We start from the raw sequence: 18,613 nt of genomic DNA, 5'->3' as shown, positions 1-18,613 counted from the left end.
TCCAGTTAAAAGTACACTGCTACGCCAAGGCCTAATGCCAGGTTATGCGTGGTTTTAGTGCGCGCCAGAATGGTCGTTTCAAAAATATAATCACTGACGCTCAGCTCCAGCGTCAGCCAGTCAGTGGCATACAGCCGGAACTGACTACCAAGTTGCAACGCAAATACCTTATCGCCGGCAAAGTCGACGTTACCGGCACCGGCAAACAGCGACAGCGCACTGTTCATGGCGTAGTCACGGCCGAAAAACACTTCGCCGGGCAGCACGTTATAGCCCAGATGAGCACCGTAATAGCGCCATTCGCGCTCGCTGTCTGTTAACAGCGGGGCGGCACCACTGAGTTCTTCAAAAGACGTAAGCCCGGCTTTGGCCATCGCATACTCGGCACTGAGGTAAAAGCTTTCGTTTATCTGGTAGCTAAGCTGCACAGCCGCCAGTGCGCTGCTGCCAAAATCTTCTATGCCCAGTACCCCGCCGCGAATACCTAACAGCCAGTTTTCGCTATCCAGCAAATCTTCGCTCACCACTTGTCGCGCTATATCCGGCTCGATCAGTGGCTGCTGCGCCGTCTGTGCGGCTACGGCCAGCGGCGACAACGCCAATGTCAGAAAAATACGCTGAATCCAAGCTTCCATGTGTCTATCTCTTCGTTATCATTACGATCGGTTATTATTACGCTGCGCCGGTAAGCTGCGCGGGCGATAAAATTACGGCTGATATAGTAACGCAGCCCTAATTCAGCACTGGCCAGCGTATTATTTCTGTCTGGTGTTTGTACCAGCACAGTGCGGGCAGTCGTGCGCAAGGCACCAGCACCAAGACCGAAATATGGCGATACCAGCCAGTGCGGCATCGGACTGAGATACAGGCTGAGTTCCGCCGATAAATTATCTGCCTGAGCACCATTTGCCTGCCCCAGGGCCAGTTCTGTCTGAATGTAGGGGCTAAACTGATAGCCCAGTGTTAGCTGATATAAACTGGAGCCATTAAAATCGCCAAACAACAGGCCGGCTTCCAACCTGCGGTTTTGATAGGCGTCAAGGCGTTGATCATTGAGTTCAAACTCCTGCTGCTCAGCAGTTATCAGCTTGGTTAAATCGGCACGGGCCAACCAGTAATGCTGTTGTTTAAACTCTACCTTTACCCAGTCAGTGCGCCGGGTCAGCAATACCAGGGTTTCGCCTTTTAGCGCGACCTGCACTTTAGGGTAGCCCTTGCCGGCCCCCGAGTGCAGATTAACAAAGCCATCGTTTACTTTTACTGTCACGGCGCTGGCCAACAGCGGCCAGCTTAAGCTGCAGAGCAGTAATAACAGGGCTTTTTGCATTAACGCTATTCTGGCCATTTATTGCTCCGGCACGGCAAAAGGCGAATTGTAATACTGAGCGCCAATATCCAGCCAGGCGGCAACCAGCATCAGCTCGGCCGCACTAAGGTATTGCTGATGCGAACCACCTGCGGCAAAACGGCTGAAAAAGGCACTGCTGGCAACAGCGCTATTGGCCCTCAGCGCCGGAGCCACGGCAACCGGCACCATTACCGGTATCGGATTACCATCATCATCCAGCACCAGGTTTCCGTCTGCATCGGTAACAAACAGCGGGTTACCATTGGCATCGGTTGCCTGTACCATGCGATCAACCAGCACATCGCCAACCAGCTCTTGCTCATTATCTGCGCTTAACAATTCACGGTAACTGCGCAGATGCTGTGCCTGTACATCAGAAGGTTCAGCATCTAATTCCAACTGCGCTACCGGCACACGGGTATTACCATCCGCGTCGACGCGACTGTGACAACTTACACAGCTATGATCGGCAAGCACTTCATTGGTGACAGGGTCAAGCTGGCGCCTATCGGCCAGCCATAACGGCTGAATATGGCTTGGGTAGTCAATACGTAATCGGCAACTGGCCAGCCACTGCGTGTAGCATTCTGTGCCTACAGGGGCGGTAGTGGTTAACTGCTGCAGACTGATGAGCTCGGTTGGATCAGGGCTACGCTTAGCCGGATCAGTCCAGATATCGATATAGTGCAACGCTTGCTCCAGCTCAGCTTCACCATTAAGGCGCGCGGCCATCTGCGCCATAGTCTCACCAGGCTGGGCGATCAGCAGCGGATTGGTGTTACTGAAATTGCCGCCGTCACTCAGCCCCGGATTGGCTGATGGCGCCTCGCCACTGCTTCTGCCGTGCGGCGCAGTACTTTGCGCACTGTGGCAGCCGTTACAGCTTAAGGTTTCGCCGGGCCGCACGCTAAGCCATTGCTGATGCAGCGGTGACACGGCCTGGCCCTGCGCATTTAACAGCGCCAGATTAAAGGGTACATTTGCCGGCACCTTGACTCGAACCGAGCCATCCGGCGCGACCGGCACCATGCCTAAAATTTCGCGCATTAACTGCAAGCGGCTGACACCAAAGGCAAAAGCAGGTACATCCAGCACCTCTTCCGGCGGTTGGGGCACACCACGCACCAAACGCAGATAGCGCACCGGCCGCTGTGCCGCGGTGCTTTGCAGCGGATCAGCCAGCTGAGCCAGATTAACGCCAGCCACACCGGCAAAATCGTATACGCTGCGAATATCAACAATACCGGCATTTTCAGCTGCCAACCCGGCATTCAGCCCGGGGTTAGGCGGCACAAATGCCGGTTCGGTATAGGCCTGCAGCACTGTCGGTTCGCTAACCAGCATGCCTTCGCGCCCTGGCCGCACCGGCACCTGGGTTTGCTGTACTGTATTAAATAACCACAAACCGTACAGCGGTGCCGCCAGTTCCAGTTCGTCGGCGTCCGCTACCTGAGCACAGCTGTACACGGTATCGTTTTGCACCACACGACAAGGCGACCAGCTCACCAGATAGCGGCCACTATTGTCTTTTAGTGGTGCGTAGCTGTTAATGGCACCGGCGCGTTCAGGCCGGCTGGTATTATCAAAAGCCCAGGGAAACAACGGTGTTTGCGCCGGTAAATTCAATACTTCGCCATATAATGGCTGCTCGTTATCGCTGGCGATTGCCAGTGCTACTTGCTGCGGCCAGCTGTTGTAATATTCTGCGCCGGTTGTCGCCAGGGCCAGGCTGATACTGCCATCTTGCAACACCACGGCTTTGCCAAACTCTACCCGGCTTTGTTCTGCCCCGCTGTTGTGGGAGTGCCAGCCATAAACTAACTGATTTTCGCTACCGTCCGGGCGCATCCGGTACCAGTTAAACATCGAGCGGTTGCCGTGATTATCCCAGCGGCTATACAGGATCAGGCCATCATCCAACACCACCGGGTGCAGATCGTGGCTCAGATTAACACTAAGCTGTTCAATGCCGCTGCCGTCGGCATTCATCACATGCAGGTTGAACGCCGGCGTGGCTAAATTTTCATCCAGCGCGGTATATTGTGGTTTAAATTCGTCCAGCAATATTTGCCGGGAACGGGTCTGGCGGGTCGAGCTAAACACAATACGGCCATCCGGTAAGAATGCCGGACTGATATCATGGCCACGCTGAGCTTGCTGTGGATCACTGATAACAGGCTGCAGAGTTTTACTAAGTACATCATAGCGCCACAGATCCCATTTAGGCTGCAGCTCGTCCGGTGTATTGGCCAGCTCTGGTGCGCGTAGCGCAAACAACAAGGTTAAACCATCGGGCGACGCGGTTAAATCCTTTACATCGTACAGCTGATCGCCGTCAAACAGCTCTGCGGTTAAGTCTGTTTCAGCCGACTCGGCAAAGGCATTTTGTTTTAGTATCAACCGGGCACCGGGGTTAAAACTGGCGGGGTCTTGTAAACCGCTGTCAAATGGCTGGTCGTCAACCACCAGCGGCCGTTCGACAAAAGCGAGGGCTATTTCCTGCACAACCGGATCTACAGGCTCATCCTGCACGCTGATATCGGCTTTACAGGCCACTAAAAGCAATGTTACAACGAAAAAACTTAGCCTGGTTGTTGTTATCATTATTATGTTACCGGCAGCGTTGACACTATATCCACGTTGGGAAGATCCGCAATTAATCGCAGAATCACAGCTTATCGCCGCACTGAAATCAGAGCAAGCGGAAATTTGCCACAAAAAAAAGCCAGCATAGGCTGGCTTTATTAACGTCAGATGAACAATGTTTATAAGTCGGCTTCAAATGCCTCTGGTATGCTTTCTTCCACCGGTTTTTCACCCGGCTTTAACAATAAACGGCTGCGTAATTCTTTTTCAATTTCATCGGCTATTGGCTGGTTGTCGGCCAAAAACTTCATCGCATTGGCTTTACCCTGGCCAATCTTGTTGCCCTGATAGGCATACCAGGCGCCCGCTTTATCAACCAGGCCCTGCGCTACGCCCAGATCAATCAGCTCACCCAGTTTGTTAATACCGGCACCATACTGAATAATAAATTCGGCTTGTTTAAACGGTGGTGCAACTTTGTTTTTAACGACCTTAACCCGGGTTTCGTTGCCGGTGATTTCGTCACCTTCTTTTACCGAACCAATACGGCGGATATCCAGCCGCACCGAGGCATAGAATTTCAGCGCGTTACCACCGGTAGTGGTTTCCGGGTTACCGAACATCACACCAATTTTCATCCGGATCTGGTTAATAAAGATACATAAGGTGTTAGAACGCTTAATATTAGCTGTCAGCTTACGCAGTGCCTGAGACATTAACCGGGCCTGCAAGCCCATGTGGCTGTCGCCCATATCGCCTTCAATTTCAGCTTTTGGTGTTAACGCCGCAACAGAATCCACTATTACTACGTCTACTGCAGCAGAGCGTACTAACATATCGCATATTTCCAGCGCCTGCTCACCGGTGTCCGGCTGTGATACCAGTAACTGATCGACATTTACGCCTAATTTCTTGGCATATACCGGGTCCAGTGCGTGCTCGGCGTCAATAAAAGCACAGGTTTTACCGGCTTTTTGCGCTTCTGCAATCACCTGCAAAGTTAAAGTAGTTTTACCGGATGACTCCGGGCCATAAATTTCAACGATACGACCATAAGGCAAACCGCCTATGCCCAGTGCAATATCCAGCCCCAATGAACCGGTCGATACTGCTGCAATGTCCAGCGCTGTGCTGTCGCCCAGACGCATAATAGAACCTTTACCAAACTGACGTTCAATTTGCCCTAAGGCGGCGGCGAGTGCTTTCTGCTTGTTGTCGTCCATCTTAATATCCATGGTTGCGCCGGCGCGGGCCGGCAATTAACACTGTATGCTCGTACAGTAGTCTAGTTTAGTAGTGCTGTCAACAGCTGGATGCTTTGTTTCAGCGCATAATCTATTGCCTGCTGGCGTACTTGCTGGCGGTCACCGGCAAACAGCATATGGCTGCTGGCAACGCTGCCATCGACATAAAAACCAAAGCAAACCGTGCCAACCGGTTTGTAAACAGAGCCACCATCCGGCCCGGCAACACCCGAAATGGCCACCGCAACGTTAGCACCGGCAGCCTTGGCGGCACCGGCGGCCATTTCGCGCACCGTTTCTTCACTGACTGCACCAAATTGCAATAAGGTTGCACTGCGTACCGCCAGCATTTGTTGCTTAGCTTTGTTGCTGTAAGTGATAAAACTGCGGTCAACATAGGCAGAACTGCCGGGGATTGCCGTTAAGCAATAGGCCAGGCCGCCACCGGTGCAGGATTCTGCAGTGGTGATAGTCCATTTTTTCCGTAATAATAGCTGGCCTAGTGTCGTCGCCAGCTGCAGACTATCTGCTACGACCGTCATATTTTATCCAACAGGGAATTAATACTGTCATTATGCCGTCAGAGACGAAAACGGAGCAAGCCTTAAGCTCACATACCCCAATGATGCAACAATATCTGGGACTGAAAAGCCAACACCCCGACATTTTGCTGTTTTACCGGATGGGCGATTTTTACGAGCTGTTTTACGACGATGCCAAACGCGCCGCCGCCTTACTGGATATCTCCCTGACCAAGCGCGGCCAAAGTGCCGGCACCCCTATTCCGATGGCGGGCGTGCCTTATCATGCGGTTGAGGGCTATTTATCCCGCCTGGTACAGCTGGGCGAGTCAGTGGCTATTTGCGAACAAATAGGTGATCCGGCCACCAGTAAAGGCCCGGTAGAGCGCAAGGTCGTGCGTATTGTCACCCCCGGCACCGTGACAGATGAAGCCCTGTTAAATGAGCGCCAGGACAATCTGCTATGTGCAATAGTGCAGTTACGCAACCAATATGGCCTGGCTCAGATTGACTTAAGCAGTGGTCGTTTTTTGCTCAATCAGGTGGACAACAGCGATGATTTAGCCGCCCTGCTACAACGCTTAAACCCGGCAGAACTGCTATACCCGGAAGATTTTGCTGCCAGCTATCTGATAGAAAAACGCAAGGGCGCACGCCGCCGGCCACTGTGGGAGTTTGAGCTGGCAACCGCCAAACGTTTGCTTTGCCAGCAGTTTGCTACCAAAGATTTACTCAGTTTTGGTGTTGAAGACGCACCTGTAGCCTTAATGGCTGCCGGTTGCGTGATGCAATACGTTAAAGATACCCAGCGTGCTGCCTTGCCGCATATCCGTGCTATTGCGCTGGAACGCTCGCAGGACAATATAGTGCTGGACGCGGCAACCCGGCGCAATCTGGAACTTACCGTCAATCTGGCCGGTAATTATGAGCATACGCTGGCAGCAGTGCTCGACCGCTGCCAGACAGCCATGGGCTCGCGCTTGCTAAAGCGTTGGATCCACGCCCCGCTGCGCAGCCAGGCCGAAGTCAATGCCCGGCTGGATGCCGTAACTGAGTTAGACAGCAACTTCGACGAGTTGCAACAGCAGTTAAAACATATCGGCGATATTGAACGGGTTATTGCCCGCCTGGCACTGCGCAGTGCCCGCCCGCGCGACTTTGCCAGGCTGCGTCTGGCGCTGCAGCAACTGCCGGCACTGACACCACAGTTAAGTCAATTTAGCAGTGACTTACTTTGCCAGATTAGCCACAGCAGCCAGCCCTTACCAGCACTTTGCCAGCTGTTAGAGCAGGCAATAGTCGAAAACCCGCCGGTGCTTATACGTGATGGTGGCGTGATAGCAGCAGGCTATAACGCCGAGCTGGACCAATGGCGGGCTTTAGCCAGCGGTGCCACCGACTATTTAGAGCAACTGGAACAGCGGGAGCGGGAACGCACCGGTATTGCTTCGTTAAAAGTCGGTTTTAACCGCATTCATGGTTACTACATTGAAACCGGCCGCAGTGCCGACACTAAGGTGCCAGCCGAATATGTGCGCCGCCAGACGCTGAAAAACAACGAACGTTATATTATTCCTGAGCTGAAAGAATATGAAGACAAAGTGCTGGGCAGCCAGAGCAAAGCCCTGGCACTGGAAAAGCAATTGTACGAACAGTTGTTTGAGCTGACAGTACCGTTTTTAGCCCAGTTACAACAGTTGGCTCAGGCCCTGGCCGGGTTAGATGTACTGTGTAACTTTGCCGAACGCGCCGACAGCCTGAACTATAAACGGCCACAACTACGTGCCGACACCGGCATAGTGCTGGAGCAAGCGCGCCATCCTGTGGTCGAGCAGGTATTGACCGAGCCGTTTATCGCCAACCCGCTGACGCTGCATCAACAACGGCGCATGCTGATGATCACCGGGCCAAATATGGGCGGTAAATCAACTTATATGCGCCAGACAGCGCTTATCGTACTAATGGCTTATATCGGCAGTTATGTACCGGCAGACAAAGCTGTTATTGGCCCGGTAGATCGTATTTTTACCCGCATAGGGGCCTCGGATGATTTAGCCTCCGGCCGCTCGACCTTTATGGTGGAAATGACCGAAACCGCCACCATTTTGCACCATGCCACTGAGCACAGCCTGGTATTAATGGACGAAATTGGCCGCGGTACCAGCACTTACGATGGTTTAAGCTTAGCCTGGGCCTGTGCCGATTATCTTGCCACTAAAATTAAAGCCTTAACTTTGTTTGCTACCCACTACTTTGAACTGACCGAACTGGCCGGGCAGTTACCCGGCCTGGCCAATGTGCATTTAGATGCGGTAGAGCATGGTGACGATATCGTGTTTATGCACCATGTGCAGGACGGTGCCGCCAGCAAAAGCTTTGGTTTGCAGGTAGCCCAATTGGCCGGCGTGCCCAAAGCCGTTATTCAGCGGGCCCGGCAAAAACTGGCTGAGCTGGAACACCACAGCACACCGGTGTCACCTAAGCCAAACGCTGCAGTGACAACGACGGCGCCGCAACTTAGCTTACTGGACGCCGAACACCCTATTGTCGGGCAGCTACGCGATATTAATCCGGATGATTTCAGCGCACGCCAGGCACTGGAATTGCTGTATCAGCTAAAGCAACAGCTATAACTTGACATAAAATGTATACATTTTATATTAGGTATACTTTTTTTGTTTGAGTGAATTTATGTGGATTAAAGATCTCAGCCTGTCAGCGATAGTGGCAGGCTTTGTCGCTGTGCTGGTAGGTTTTGCCAGCTCAGTGGCGATAGTACTGCAAGCGGCCGCTGCGGCAGGGGCAACGCAAGACATCATGGCATCCTGGCTATTGGCATTGGGGATTGGTATGGCGGCTACCTGCATTGGCTTATCCTGGTATTACAAGGCGCCAGTTATTACCGCCTGGTCGACACCCGGTGCCGCCTTATTGGCTGGCAGCCTGCAAGGCCTGAGCATAAACGAAGCCGTGGCGGTGTTTATTTTTACCGCTGCACTGGGCGTTATTATTGGTATCAGCGGTTGGTTTGATAAACTTACCCGGCTAATACCCTTGCCGCTGGCCAGTGCTATGCTGGCCGGCATATTGCTGCAATTTGGTCTGAGTATTTTTACCTCTTTACACACTCAGCTGCTGTTGGTCGGCCTGATGTGTGTCAGCTATTTGCTGGCCAAACGCTTATCGCCCCGCTACGCCATTCTATGGGTGCTGTTAACCGGCGTTGTTACCGTACTCTGGCAAGGCCAGTTTGCTACGGACAGCTTAAGCCTGAGCCTGACCACCCCGGTTTGGGTAACGCCACATTGGTCAGTCAGCGCGCTACTGGGCGTAGGTCTGCCACTGTTGCTGGTCACCATGGCATCACAAAATATCCCGGGCGTTGCGGTTATCCGCACCAGTGGTTATCAGACGCCGGTGTCACCGCTTATCAGCAGTACCGCTTTAGCTACTTTGCTGCTGGCGCCCTGGGGCGCGTTTTCAATTAACCTTGCCGCTATTACGGCCGCTATCTGTACCGGGCCAGAAGCGCACCCGGACAAAGACAAGCGATACATAGCCGGTATTGCTGCCGGCGTATGTTATCTGCTGGCAGGCCTGGCCGGCGCTACCGTAGTGGCATTGTTTTCTGCCTTCCCGAAAGAGATGATTGCCGCCCTGGCTGGCCTGGCGCTGCTGGGCACTATCGGCGCTAATCTGGCCGTCGCAACAGCTGAGGGAGAGCACCGCGAGGCCGCCGTGATCACCTTATTAGTTACCGCCAGTGGCGTAAGCTTTTTCGGTATCGCCGCAGCGTTCTGGGGCATAGTAGCCGGTGGCGCAACCCTGCTGCTAGTTAATAGCCGGCGTCGCTAAAATGTTAAAAAAGCAGCAGTTATACCACCAGCTCAAGCAGGACATTCAGTTACAACACTGGGCAGCCGGTCAGGTGTTAACGCAGCAACAACTGGCCCGGCATTATGCTGTCAGCCGTATCGTCGTGCGTGACGCGCAGCACGCGCTGATGAACGAAGGCTGGTTAGTCGCCCATGGCAAGGCCGGTATGCAGGTGCCCGGCTTTAGTGCCGCTGAAGCAGAAGAATTGTGTATGTTGCGCTTACAGCTGGAACCGCTGGCGTTGCAGCACGCTGTGACCAATATGAGTTTCAGTCAATTGGGCCAGGCTGAAGATCTGTTAGCTTATATAACAGCGAGTAACAGCCTGGCGCCCTACCAGCGCGGCGAACTAAACTGGCAGTTTCACCGCATCCTGTACCAAAGCTGCGCCAAGCCACATTTACTGCGGTTATTGGCGCAATTGCACCAGCAAGTTGCCCGTTATCTGGGCTATCAGGAACAGGTGCAGGCTTATGCTGATACCAGTGCAGCAGAGCACGCTGAACTGCTTAGTTTGTTACGCCATGGCAACAGCGGCCTTGCGGTGGCGCTGTTAACCCGGCATATAGCCGAAGCGGGTGCCTTATTGGTGCAGTGGTTACACAAACAACAAAGCGCCTGACGGCGCCTTGCTAAAATTTATCGCTGGCAGCTTATTCCTGAAACAGGGTTTCGATATTCAGCCCCTGATGTGTCACTATCTCACGCAGCCGACGCAGTGCTTCAACCTGAATTTGCCGCACCCGCTCACGGGTTAAACCAATTTCATGCCCCACATCTTCCAGAGTTGACGGTTCATAGCCCAGTAAACCAAAACGCCGGGCCAACACTTCGCGTTGTTTCGGGTTAAGTTCGTTCAGCCAAACCACTAAATGCTGGCGAATGTCTTCATCCTGCAGTTCGGTTTCCGGCCCCAGTTCTTTTTCATCGGCAATAACATCGAGTAACTGTTTTTCCGACGCCCCGGCTACAGGCGTATCGACTGAAGTAATTTTTTCATTTAACTTCAGCATTTTACGCACTTCATCCACCGGCCGGTCCAGCGCTGTGGCTATTTCTTCCGGTGTCGGTTCATGGTCCAGTTTTTGTGAAAGTTCGCGCGCTGCACGCAGGTATATGTTCAGCTCTTTAACCACATGGATCGGCAGACGGATAGTACGGGTCTGGTTCATGATGGCGCGTTCTATGGTCTGGCGGATCCACCAGGTGGCATAGGTAGAAAAACGAAAACCGCGCTCAGGGTCAAATTTTTCTACGGCCCGGATCAGGCCCAGATTGCCTTCTTCGATCAGGTCCAGCAAGGCCAGACCGCGGTTGATATAACGGCGGGCAATTTTTACCACCAGCCTGAGGTTGCTTTCGATCATGCGCTTACGTGCGGCCTGATCACCTTTTAAAGCCAGACGGGAAAAATACACTTCCTCTTCGGCTGACAGCAACGGCGAGAAACCAATTTCGCCCAGATAAATCTGGGTAGCGTCCATGGTTTTCTGACTGTCGTCACGGGCAAAAACATCTTCGCTACTGCTGTCTTCTGCAACCAGAGCGGCTGCTTCAGGCTCTGCATCATCTTCAAGCATCACATCGTCGTTCAGCTCGTCTTCTTTGAAATCTATATCGTCGTCACTTTTTTGTCCCATATCCTTTCTCCCACGTCTACAGGGTGCTGGGGCTGGCCAAGCGCTGTTGCATCCATTCCTGATACTTGTGTATCTTATTTTTATTTTGGTAAGTACTTTAACGGATTAACCGAACTGCCCCTGAAGCGAATTTCAAAATGCAGCCTCGCATCTGTCGCGTCAGTACTTCCCAGCTCTGCAATCTGTTGCCCTGCGGTAACCATCTGCTTCTCTTTAACCAGCAGCTTCCGGTTGTGGGCATAAGCACTCAGATAATCATCGTTGTGTTTGATAATAATCAGGTTGCCATACCCCCGCAGCGCATTACCAGCGTATACTACCTGTCCACTGGCCGCCGCTACTACTTTTCCACCTTCCTGCCCCGCGATATCAATGCCCTTATTGCCATGCTGCTGGCTGGAAAAAGCAGAAATTATTTTTCCTTTAGCCGGCCACTGCCATTGCACTAAGTCCCCATTTAGGGTAGGATTCGCGGTTTTTTTATTATTTTTTGGCTGTATCTGAACATAACCCTTTTGATTTTGCGGTGCAACAGGTTTAACAGATTTTGCTGAACTATTTGATTTTGCTGGGCTTGAATTATTCTTATTTGTGTTTTTTGTTGCACTGCTGGTCGGTTTGTTCTGCACTGTTTTAGGGCTGCCCGCCGTTACAGCCGGCTTAGCTTTCACTTTGCCGGTTAGGCGTAATGTTTGTCCCGGGAAGATTGTATAGGGGCTGGCGATGCCGTTAAGTGCTGCCAGTTCACGCACATCTTTACCGGCGCGAAAGGCAATAGCATACAAGGTATCACCTCGCTGCACTACATATGTGCGGCTGGCCAGGGTGCCACGGTTACGCTGCTGGTAGAAGTTTTCCCGAAGTTCCAGCGTGGTTACCGGCGCCGGGCCGGAACTTGACGAACAGGCTGCCAACAGTGCGGCCAATAGCAGCAATGCTACCTTGCCGGCACTCTGGCAGCAAAGATAAGGTATTAACGATGACTGGTATTTTGCAAAACAACGAATACCTGACTCCTTAATCAGTCTGGTGTTGAAACAGGCGCTGTGGGCACTTTCAACCACTTTTCCATGTTCAGCAACAATAACATCAGCAATACCCCCGCCAGCGCACTAAACGCCGCTGCAGTAAGATCAGCCGCAGCAACCTCTGTGGCATAGTGCCAGGGCAAATAAAGCTGCTGCTCTGCCTGCCAGGGCCAGATGCGATACAGAGCACCTATTACCACGCCGATGAGCAACGCCAGGCTGCTGTCATGATAATGCTGCAGTAACCAGTGCAACAGCCGGGAAAAACTTAATAAGCCTATAATGCAGCCCAGCATAAATAATGACAAGACCGTCAGTTGTAACTCGGTAACCGCCAGCAGCACGGGCGCATACATGCCAGACATCAATAAAATAAAGCTACCGGAAATGCCGGGTAAAATCATGGCACAAATTGCCACAGCGCCGGCGATGAAAAACATCCAGGCATCGGGCTCTAACTCACGTGGGGTCAACATGGCTACCATCACAGCGCAGGCTATGCCCAGCATGGCTAACAGCAGCCGGCTGATGTTCCAGCGCACACTGGCACACAGGTGTGGCAGTGCGGTAATAATCAGCGCGCAAAACAATGCCCACAGCGGTATCGGCCGGTATTCAAGCAAATAGGTTATGACGCCGGCCAGCGAAAAAATACTTAGTAAGATGCCGGTAAATAAACAGAGTAAAAAAGTGCCGTCGATATGACGCCAAAAGGCTGCAAGTTGCATGCGGCCAACTAATTTTAGCGCAGCCAAATTACAACTGCTGATGGCGGCCAGCAACCGCTCATAGATACCAAGTATAAATGCCAGCGTGCCACCGGAAACCCCCGGCACCACATCGGCGGCGCCCATCGCCAGGCCTTTAATTAACCATTGCAGGTACTGCATCTTGTATCCCTTCAGTCAGATAATCAGGCCAGCTCACCCGGCACCAATGGTACAAAGCGCACTGCTTCAATGTCGCGGCTGCTGTAGTCATCGCCATGGCGCTCATATACCCGTAATGTTTGCTCGTGCAAACCAACCGGGATCACTAAACGACCACCATCATTCAGCTGCTGCAATAGCGCTGTTGGTACTTCAGTTGGCGCCGCCGTAACGATAATGCTGTCAAACGGTGCCTTACTCGGCCAGCCCTGCCAACCATCACCGTGTTTCATTGACACATTATGTAAGTCAAGTTGTTGCAAGCGCCGTTTGGCCTGAAACTGCAGCGCCTTTATGCGTTCAACACTACAAACATGGCCAAACAGCCGCGCCAGAATAGCGGTTTGATAGCCTGAGCCGGTACCAATTTCCAGTAGTTTGCCCGGAGCTTTATCTTGCAGCAGTAACTCGGTCATACGGGCGACAATATAAGGCTGCGAAATGGTCTGGCCCTGGCCAATCGGCAAGGCGGTATTCTCGTAGGCTTTATGCGCCAGCACGGCTTCGACAAACAGATGCCGGGGTGTATTGGCAATAGCTGCCAACACCTGTGACTGACCAATACCTTCGAGTTGTAGTTTTTGTGCCAGCAGTGCGGCACTGCGTGATGTTGCGACTGCCATGTTACAAACAAATCCCCTCTAACCAATTGCGTAAGGTGTCCATGCTTTTATAGGCCGACATATCAATCTGCAGCGGCGTAACCGACGCAAAACCATTGGCTACCGCATAGAAATCTGTGCCCTCGCCGGCATCCAGCTCCGGCCCCAGTGAGCCATACCAGTATATTTTCCGGCCCCAGGGATCGGTAGCGCTGGTCATGGTTTCAGCCTTGTGCCGCCGCCCCAGGCGGGTAACCTGTATGCCTTTTAGTTGCTCTATCGGCACAGCAGGTACGTTAATATTTAATATCTGATCTGCCGGCAACGGGTGCGACTTAAGCTTTTTAATAACCTGCACAGTAACATAAGCTGCAGTGGCAAAATGCTCTTCGTCGCGTCCGGCTAATGACACGGCAATAGCCGGCAAGCCAAGATGCCGGCCTTCGGTCGCGGCTGCTACCGTGCCGGAATACAACACATCGTCCCCCAGGTTAGCGCCATGATTAATACCCGCCACGACCAAATCGGGGGTAAAATCCAGCAACTGACTTATCGCCAGGTGCACGCAATCGGTAGGCGTGCCGTTAACGGATAAAAAGCCATTTTCCAGCCTCTGCACCCGCAAAGGATTAATCAGCGTTAACGAGTTGCTGGCACCGCTGCAATTGCGGTCCGGGCCAACTGTCGTTACTTCGGCAAACTGGCTCAACGCTTGTTGCAGCACCTGCATGCCTTTGGCATACACACCGTCATCATTACTTAATAAAATCCGCATCCGTTACTCCAGTACAGTACCATCTCGGCTGGCATCGTGATATTGCACCAGCTCACGCAATACGCTGGTAGCAAAGCAACCAGCCGGTAAGGCAAAGCTGATTATGGCATCCTGCTGTTGCAGTTGTATGCTCAGATGTTGTGGCATCAGCCGGATAGCGCGCCGCTCTGAGCGCAGACGATAATCTATCAGCCCCTGCACCAGTTGTGCATGCCCGGCCAGTACTTGCTGCTCCAACCCGGCCGCTGCGCCACTGACCATCGGCTCGCCAATGCCCGGCAACACGGCTGTCGGGTGCACATCGGCTGCGTCCAAACGTTGTTGCAAAGCCGCATCAGCAGCGGCCACACGAAATACCGAGCCGCTGCCATCCAATTGCAGCACATCGCCGTCCAGCACGGTACTAAACTGCCCGTTGGCAATACGCGCCGTCACTTGTTGGTTAAATACATAAGAGCGCGCCGCCGACAACGCCAGGCCGCGTAATTTACGATCGGTAATGCTGCTACCGGCAAACAGCTGTTGCGCCAGCTGCAAATTACCGCCGCCAATGCCAAAGCGCTGTTCGCCATAATAGTTTGGTACACCGGCCTTTACCTGCTCAGCCCGTTGCAACAAGCCGGCACTGTCAGTCAGATCACGTAAGCGGATCTGAAACTGGTTAGCTTTTAATGCCCCCAAACGTAATTTGCGGTAATGCCGCTGCACGTTAAGAATAGTGCAGCCTTCAAGCTGCCAGTCTTGCCAGGCTAACTCCTGCTTGATCGGCCATTTAAAGCAAAACCATTGCCGGGTAACGGCATGGCGATCTTTTAAACCGGCGTAGCTGATATCGCGCACCCGCAAGCCGGTAAGTGTTGCCAGCTGCTTAGCAACAAACTGGGTATTCTGGCCACGTTTTTCGATATGTAACAGCAGATGCTCCCCGCTGCCGCTGGGGATGAAATTTAATTGCTCATCAACAATAAAATCTTCTGCCTGGCTGCGCAGCTTTGCCTGGCATGCCGGCGGGCCATACAGGTAATTCAGTCCGGCGTTGCTACTCATGCGCCAACCAGCAAGGCAACAGCTTCTACTGCTATGCCCTCCTTGCGACCGACAAAGCCGAGCTTTTCGGTGGTGGTGGCTTTGACATTCACCTGCGACAAGCTACAGCCCAGATCATCTGCTATGCATTGGCGCATCGCACCGATATGTGGTGCCATTTTAGGCGCCTGTGCCAGAATAGTTATATCGACATTGCCGATGGCAAAACCGGCGGATTGCACCTCGGTAAAGACTTTACGTAATAAGATCCGGCTGTCGATGCCTTTAAAAGCAGCGTCAGTATCAGGAAAATGATGGCCAATATCGCCCAGCGCCAACGCCCCCAGCAATGCATCAGCTAACGCATGCAATACGACATCGCCGTCGGAGTGCGCCAGCAGCCCCTGACTATATTCAATTTTAACGCCGCCCAGTGTAATCGGGCCTTCGCCACCGAAGGCATGGACATCAAAACCATGACCAATACGAAGTTTCATGTTGCAATCTGCTCCAGATAAAATGCGGCCAGCGCCAGATCGGCCGGCTCGGTAATCTTAATATTGTCGCTGCGCCCGGCAACTAATAGCACCTTATGGCCAGCCCACTCCATCGCCGACGCCTCATCGGTAACCTGTACCCCGGCGGCAATGGCATCTGTCAGCGCGGCCCGCAGCAGCGAGGTAGGAAAAAATTGCGGTGTCAGGGCATGCCACAGATGCTCACGGCTAACGGTTTCGCTAACACTGTTTTCGCCGCGCTTCATGGTGTCACGTACCCGGCAGGCCAAAATGCCGCCCAGGTCCTGTTGCAGACAACGGGCAATAAGCTGGCGAATATCATCGGCCGACACTAATGGCCTGGCCGCATCGTGCACTAACACCCAGGGATACCGGTGCGCATCAATCTGCTGTAAGGCATTTAACACCGAATGCATGCGCTCGGCACCGCCTTTTACCCGGTTGATGTCGCTATACGCCAGGGCGGTATCGGTAAAATAGCCATCGTCCGGCGCCAGCGCCAGCCAAATTTGGCTGACAACCCCGCTGGCCTGTAACCGGGCAATGCTGTGTTCCAGAATAGTTTTACCATGCAACAGCAGATATTGTTTTGGCAGGCTGCTTTGCATGCGTTTACCCACACCGGCGGCCGGTATCACTGCTGCTATCGGCATAGTTTGCGGCTCAGTCATCGCGCCCCTCGATATCGCGCTGGCTAAACATGCGGAAGAATACTTCGTCGTCGCGAATTAGTCCCAGCTCATTGCGGGCCCGCTCTTCTATTGCTTCCAGCCCTTGCTGCAAATCAGTAACATCGGCTTTAAGCAGCCGGTTGCGCTTTTCCAGTTCCAGGTTGCTGGCTTGCTGGCTGCGTAATTCATCCTGTTGGCGAAAATAATCTGCCACGCTGTTTTGGCCAAACCAAAGCCGGTATTGCAACGCTGCCAACAGCACAATAAGCAAGAAAGTAAGTGATCGCATAGTACCGCTTCAGTTAACAGACTGCGGTTATTATGAAGCCTGAGCCGGCGATTGCAAAGCAGCAATAACACATCAGGCTAACAAGGCCGGCAAAGGTTTAGCAAAATTTTGCCAGTTTAACCGGCTGGCCAGCAGTAATTCACGTAAATTCAGCCGTCGCGGCGTGGTTTTGCTGTCATTTAACCATTGGTGGCCGCAACAGGCTGCAGTCATAATAGCCTTGCTGGGTTTTAACACAAATTTGTCGCTGTTTGCGTTTGCCAGCGGCGTGCCGGAAAAACTAAACCAGCCGTGTTCGTTGCAATGTAAGCGCTGGTTGTTGCTGTCAACCTCGTCAATGCTGTCCAATACGATCTGTTCCTGACTCAGCTGGCTGATATATACCGGTACGACCAAACCAGGTTTCGCCTGTTTGCCGTAAAAGGCCGCTATCGGATCGGCTTGTTGTTTGCGGGCCGGGCAGCTGGCGGCCTGCTTGTGATACCAGGAAGCATTCTGGCTATCCAGTTCCAGCTCAGATCGGGTTTGAACTATATTGCTGGCGGCACGACGAATATAAAATGGCAGGCTGGCCAGCCGTTCGGGCATACGCAGCAGTTGCTCGCGGTTTAATTGTGACAGGCGCAGCAGTTCGCGCTCATACAAAGCATTGCACAGCTCAGTATAAGTCTGGTTATCTCTGGATACTTGCCAGAAATGTGTTTGATTGCTGCCGGCATCAGTCATGGCCAGATGTTAGCCAACAGCGACGATTTTGCCTAGTAAAATCTGGCACGGCCGGTACTGCTGTTAGCCTGGCTGCTGATACAAAGCAGGAAAATGCTGCCGATGACACTGAAACAAAAACCGCCGCAGCATGTCGCGTTGTAGTTTACCGGTTGTAAAACGCGCCGCCACAACCGATCCCTGTTGCCTTACCGGCATAAAACACACTGGCACCGACTGGCCATCCGGTAAGGTAAGCTCAAGCTCCTGTTGCTGCATCAGCTGCTCGGCCAGTTTTGTACAATGCAGTTTCAGCGCCATACCGGTGCTGGATAATGATATCAGCTGTACTTTTTCCGCATAGCGGCCATCGCCCAGTGTAATACCCTGCGCTGACGCCAGACGCCAGCTACGTTCAGTACCGCTGTGCTCAACCACTTCAGGTATGCCTAATACCGGATTAAGCTGACCAAATTCGTCCAGTGTTATATCCAGCGGAAACCACAGCTTATACTGCCCTACTTCAGCCAGTAAGGTAAACTTAGCCTGATCCAGCAACGCGCTAATGAGTTCCGGCACTTCAGTCGTTACCGAGATTATATGATTAACGCTGCCGTATGAAGGCACCACTTCCTGCTTTTGGCCAAACAAATCCGACAAATAGCCGAGCTCTGAATGAGTAAGCACTGCATTCCGTTGCATTTTTCCAAACATCCTGCTGTCATATAAGTTGCATGAAACTAACATACGCCGCTTTTTTCAGCAATTATTTGTTTGAAAAACTTGCATTAATATGAAAATAGTCTAGCAGGGAAAGTTGTACTCGCCAGACTGTTACTTTTGCCGGACCAACGC

General features: G+C 52.6%; 19 protein-coding genes. 3 read left to right on the top strand and 16 right to left on the bottom strand.

What is annotated here, in order from left to right; translation table 11 throughout:
* Positions 1–5: 5 nt before the first annotated feature.
* The 5 genes from MN202_RS03170 to MN202_RS03150 all read right to left on the bottom strand — a co-directional run bounded on the left by MN202_RS03170 (position 6) and on the right by MN202_RS03150 (position 5,720).
* Positions 6–635, bottom strand: coding sequence for an outer membrane beta-barrel domain-containing protein (locus tag MN202_RS03170; protein ID WP_335734638.1), 630 nt, complete (start codon positions 633–635; stop codon positions 6–8).
* A complete protein-coding gene (locus MN202_RS03165) occupies positions 605–1,345 on the bottom strand; it encodes an outer membrane beta-barrel protein (RefSeq protein ID WP_335734637.1) in 741 nt (246 codons plus the stop codon). Before MN202_RS03165 ends, MN202_RS03170 begins: the two co-directional genes overlap by 31 nt.
* Positions 1,346–3,952 (bottom strand): HzsA-related protein, encoded by a 2,607-nt coding sequence (locus tag MN202_RS03160; RefSeq protein WP_335734636.1) that lies wholly within the window; start codon positions 3,950–3,952, stop codon positions 1,346–1,348. It lies immediately after the preceding gene.
* 161 nt (positions 3,953–4,113) lie between these two features.
* Positions 4,114–5,157, bottom strand: coding sequence for a recombinase RecA (gene recA, locus MN202_RS03155; protein WP_335734816.1), 1,044 nt, complete (start codon positions 5,155–5,157; stop codon positions 4,114–4,116).
* Between the two features lie 62 nt (positions 5,158–5,219).
* Positions 5,220–5,720 carry a nicotinamide-nucleotide amidohydrolase family protein gene (locus MN202_RS03150; protein WP_335734635.1) on the bottom strand — a complete coding sequence of 167 codons (501 nt, stop codon included), beginning with the start codon at positions 5,718–5,720 and terminating at the stop codon, positions 5,220–5,222.
* Between the two features lie 32 nt (positions 5,721–5,752).
* Between MN202_RS03150 and mutS the strand changes: the two genes are divergently transcribed.
* Genes mutS through MN202_RS03135 form a run of 3 tightly spaced genes read left to right on the top strand, consistent with a single transcriptional unit; the run spans position 5,753 to position 10,197 of the window.
* A complete protein-coding gene (mutS, locus tag MN202_RS03145) occupies positions 5,753–8,332 on the top strand; it encodes a DNA mismatch repair protein MutS (RefSeq protein ID WP_335734634.1) in 2,580 nt (859 codons plus the stop codon).
* 58 nt (positions 8,333–8,390) lie between these two features.
* On the top strand, positions 8,391–9,554 hold the full coding sequence (locus MN202_RS03140) for a benzoate/H(+) symporter BenE family transporter (protein WP_335734633.1): 1,164 nt from the start codon (positions 8,391–8,393) through the stop codon (positions 9,552–9,554).
* A gap of 1 nt (position 9,555) precedes the next feature.
* Entirely contained in the window at positions 9,556–10,197 is a 642-nt protein-coding gene (locus MN202_RS03135) for a GntR family transcriptional regulator (protein WP_335734632.1), read from the top strand.
* 31 nt (positions 10,198–10,228) lie between these two features.
* On the opposite strand, the gene rpoS is transcribed toward MN202_RS03135, so the two are convergent.
* The 11 genes from rpoS to MN202_RS03080 form a co-directional block, all read right to left on the bottom strand.
* Entirely contained in the window at positions 10,229–11,215 is a 987-nt protein-coding gene (rpoS, locus tag MN202_RS03130; protein ID WP_335734631.1) for an RNA polymerase sigma factor RpoS, read from the bottom strand.
* An 80-nt stretch (positions 11,216–11,295) separates the two neighbouring features.
* Entirely contained in the window at positions 11,296–12,000 is a 705-nt protein-coding gene (locus MN202_RS03125) for a peptidoglycan DD-metalloendopeptidase family protein (protein ID WP_418333879.1), read from the bottom strand.
* A gap of 236 nt (positions 12,001–12,236) precedes the next feature.
* Positions 12,237–13,133 carry a DUF368 domain-containing protein gene (locus tag MN202_RS03120; protein ID WP_335734630.1) on the bottom strand — a complete coding sequence of 299 codons (897 nt, stop codon included), beginning with the start codon at positions 13,131–13,133 and terminating at the stop codon, positions 12,237–12,239.
* Between the two features lie 23 nt (positions 13,134–13,156).
* Positions 13,157–13,795: a protein-L-isoaspartate(D-aspartate) O-methyltransferase gene (locus MN202_RS03115; protein ID WP_335734629.1), complete on the bottom strand. Its 639-nt coding sequence runs from the start codon at positions 13,793–13,795 to the stop codon at positions 13,157–13,159.
* Position 13,796: 1 nt separating this feature from the next.
* Complete coding sequence (gene surE / locus MN202_RS03110) at positions 13,797–14,549, bottom strand: 5'/3'-nucleotidase SurE (RefSeq protein ID WP_335734628.1); 753 nt, start codon at positions 14,547–14,549, stop codon at positions 13,797–13,799.
* 3 nt (positions 14,550–14,552) lie between these two features.
* The gene (gene truD / locus MN202_RS03105; protein WP_335734627.1) at positions 14,553–15,596 is read right to left on the bottom strand and encodes a tRNA pseudouridine(13) synthase TruD; all 1,044 of its coding nucleotides are present in this window, start codon (positions 15,594–15,596) and stop codon (positions 14,553–14,555) included.
* Complete coding sequence (gene ispF / locus MN202_RS03100) at positions 15,593–16,072, bottom strand: 2-C-methyl-D-erythritol 2,4-cyclodiphosphate synthase (protein ID WP_335734626.1); 480 nt, start codon at positions 16,070–16,072, stop codon at positions 15,593–15,595. The genes truD and ispF overlap by 4 nt, the downstream gene beginning before the upstream one ends.
* On the bottom strand, positions 16,069–16,764 hold the full coding sequence (gene ispD / locus MN202_RS03095; protein ID WP_335734625.1) for a 2-C-methyl-D-erythritol 4-phosphate cytidylyltransferase: 696 nt from the start codon (positions 16,762–16,764) through the stop codon (positions 16,069–16,071). Before ispD ends, ispF begins: the two co-directional genes overlap by 4 nt.
* Positions 16,757–17,053: a cell division protein FtsB gene (gene ftsB, locus MN202_RS03090; RefSeq protein ID WP_335734624.1), complete on the bottom strand. Its 297-nt coding sequence runs from the start codon at positions 17,051–17,053 to the stop codon at positions 16,757–16,759. The genes ispD and ftsB overlap by 8 nt, the downstream gene beginning before the upstream one ends.
* A 72-nt stretch (positions 17,054–17,125) precedes the next feature.
* A complete protein-coding gene (locus tag MN202_RS03085) occupies positions 17,126–17,779 on the bottom strand; it encodes a hypothetical protein (protein WP_335734623.1) in 654 nt (217 codons plus the stop codon).
* 63 nt (positions 17,780–17,842) lie between these two features.
* A complete protein-coding gene (locus MN202_RS03080) occupies positions 17,843–18,460 on the bottom strand; it encodes a hypothetical protein (protein ID WP_335734622.1) in 618 nt (205 codons plus the stop codon).
* Positions 18,461–18,613: the final 153 nt, after the last annotated feature.

Source organism: Rheinheimera muenzenbergensis (assembly GCF_036984005.1).
Classification (GTDB): Bacteria; Pseudomonadota; Gammaproteobacteria; order Enterobacterales; family Alteromonadaceae; genus Alishewanella; species Alishewanella muenzenbergensis.
Note: the sequence above shows the minus strand (reverse complement) of the source record. Positions and strands in the feature narration are given on the sequence as shown.

Excerpts from the sequence above, each read along its gene's own strand:
- rpoS (WP_335734631.1), bottom strand. The coding sequence starts at position 11,215 with ATGGGACAAAAAAGTGACGACGATATAGATTTCAAAGAAGACGAGCTG.
- MN202_RS03170 (WP_335734638.1), bottom strand. The coding sequence starts at position 635 with ATGGAAGCTTGGATTCAGCGTATTTTTCTGACATTGGCGTTGTCGCCG.
- ftsB (WP_335734624.1), bottom strand. The coding sequence starts at position 17,053 with ATGCGATCACTTACTTTCTTGCTTATTGTGCTGTTGGCAGCGTTGCAA.
- recA (WP_335734816.1), bottom strand. The coding sequence starts at position 5,157 with ATGGACGACAACAAGCAGAAAGCACTCGCCGCCGCCTTAGGGCAAATT.
- ispD (WP_335734625.1), bottom strand. The coding sequence starts at position 16,764 with ATGACTGAGCCGCAAACTATGCCGATAGCAGCAGTGATACCGGCCGCC.
- MN202_RS03120 (WP_335734630.1), bottom strand. The coding sequence starts at position 13,133 with ATGCAGTACCTGCAATGGTTAATTAAAGGCCTGGCGATGGGCGCCGCC.
- MN202_RS03080 (WP_335734622.1), bottom strand. The coding sequence starts at position 18,460 with ATGCAACGGAATGCAGTGCTTACTCATTCAGAGCTCGGCTATTTGTCG.
- MN202_RS03085 (WP_335734623.1), bottom strand. The coding sequence starts at position 17,779 with ATGACTGATGCCGGCAGCAATCAAACACATTTCTGGCAAGTATCCAGA.
- MN202_RS03165 (WP_335734637.1), bottom strand. The coding sequence starts at position 1,345 with ATGGCCAGAATAGCGTTAATGCAAAAAGCCCTGTTATTACTGCTCTGC.
- ispF (WP_335734626.1), bottom strand. The coding sequence starts at position 16,072 with ATGAAACTTCGTATTGGTCATGGTTTTGATGTCCATGCCTTCGGTGGC.
- MN202_RS03140 (WP_335734633.1), top strand. The coding sequence starts at position 8,391 with ATGTGGATTAAAGATCTCAGCCTGTCAGCGATAGTGGCAGGCTTTGTC.
- MN202_RS03115 (WP_335734629.1), bottom strand. The coding sequence starts at position 13,795 with ATGGCAGTCGCAACATCACGCAGTGCCGCACTGCTGGCACAAAAACTA.
- MN202_RS03160 (WP_335734636.1), bottom strand. The coding sequence starts at position 3,952 with ATGATAACAACAACCAGGCTAAGTTTTTTCGTTGTAACATTGCTTTTA.
- mutS (WP_335734634.1), top strand. The coding sequence starts at position 5,753 with ATGCCGTCAGAGACGAAAACGGAGCAAGCCTTAAGCTCACATACCCCA.
- MN202_RS03150 (WP_335734635.1), bottom strand. The coding sequence starts at position 5,720 with ATGACGGTCGTAGCAGATAGTCTGCAGCTGGCGACGACACTAGGCCAG.
- truD (WP_335734627.1), bottom strand. The coding sequence starts at position 15,596 with ATGAGTAGCAACGCCGGACTGAATTACCTGTATGGCCCGCCGGCATGC.
- MN202_RS03135 (WP_335734632.1), top strand. The coding sequence starts at position 9,556 with ATGTTAAAAAAGCAGCAGTTATACCACCAGCTCAAGCAGGACATTCAG.
- surE (WP_335734628.1), bottom strand. The coding sequence starts at position 14,549 with ATGCGGATTTTATTAAGTAATGATGACGGTGTGTATGCCAAAGGCATG.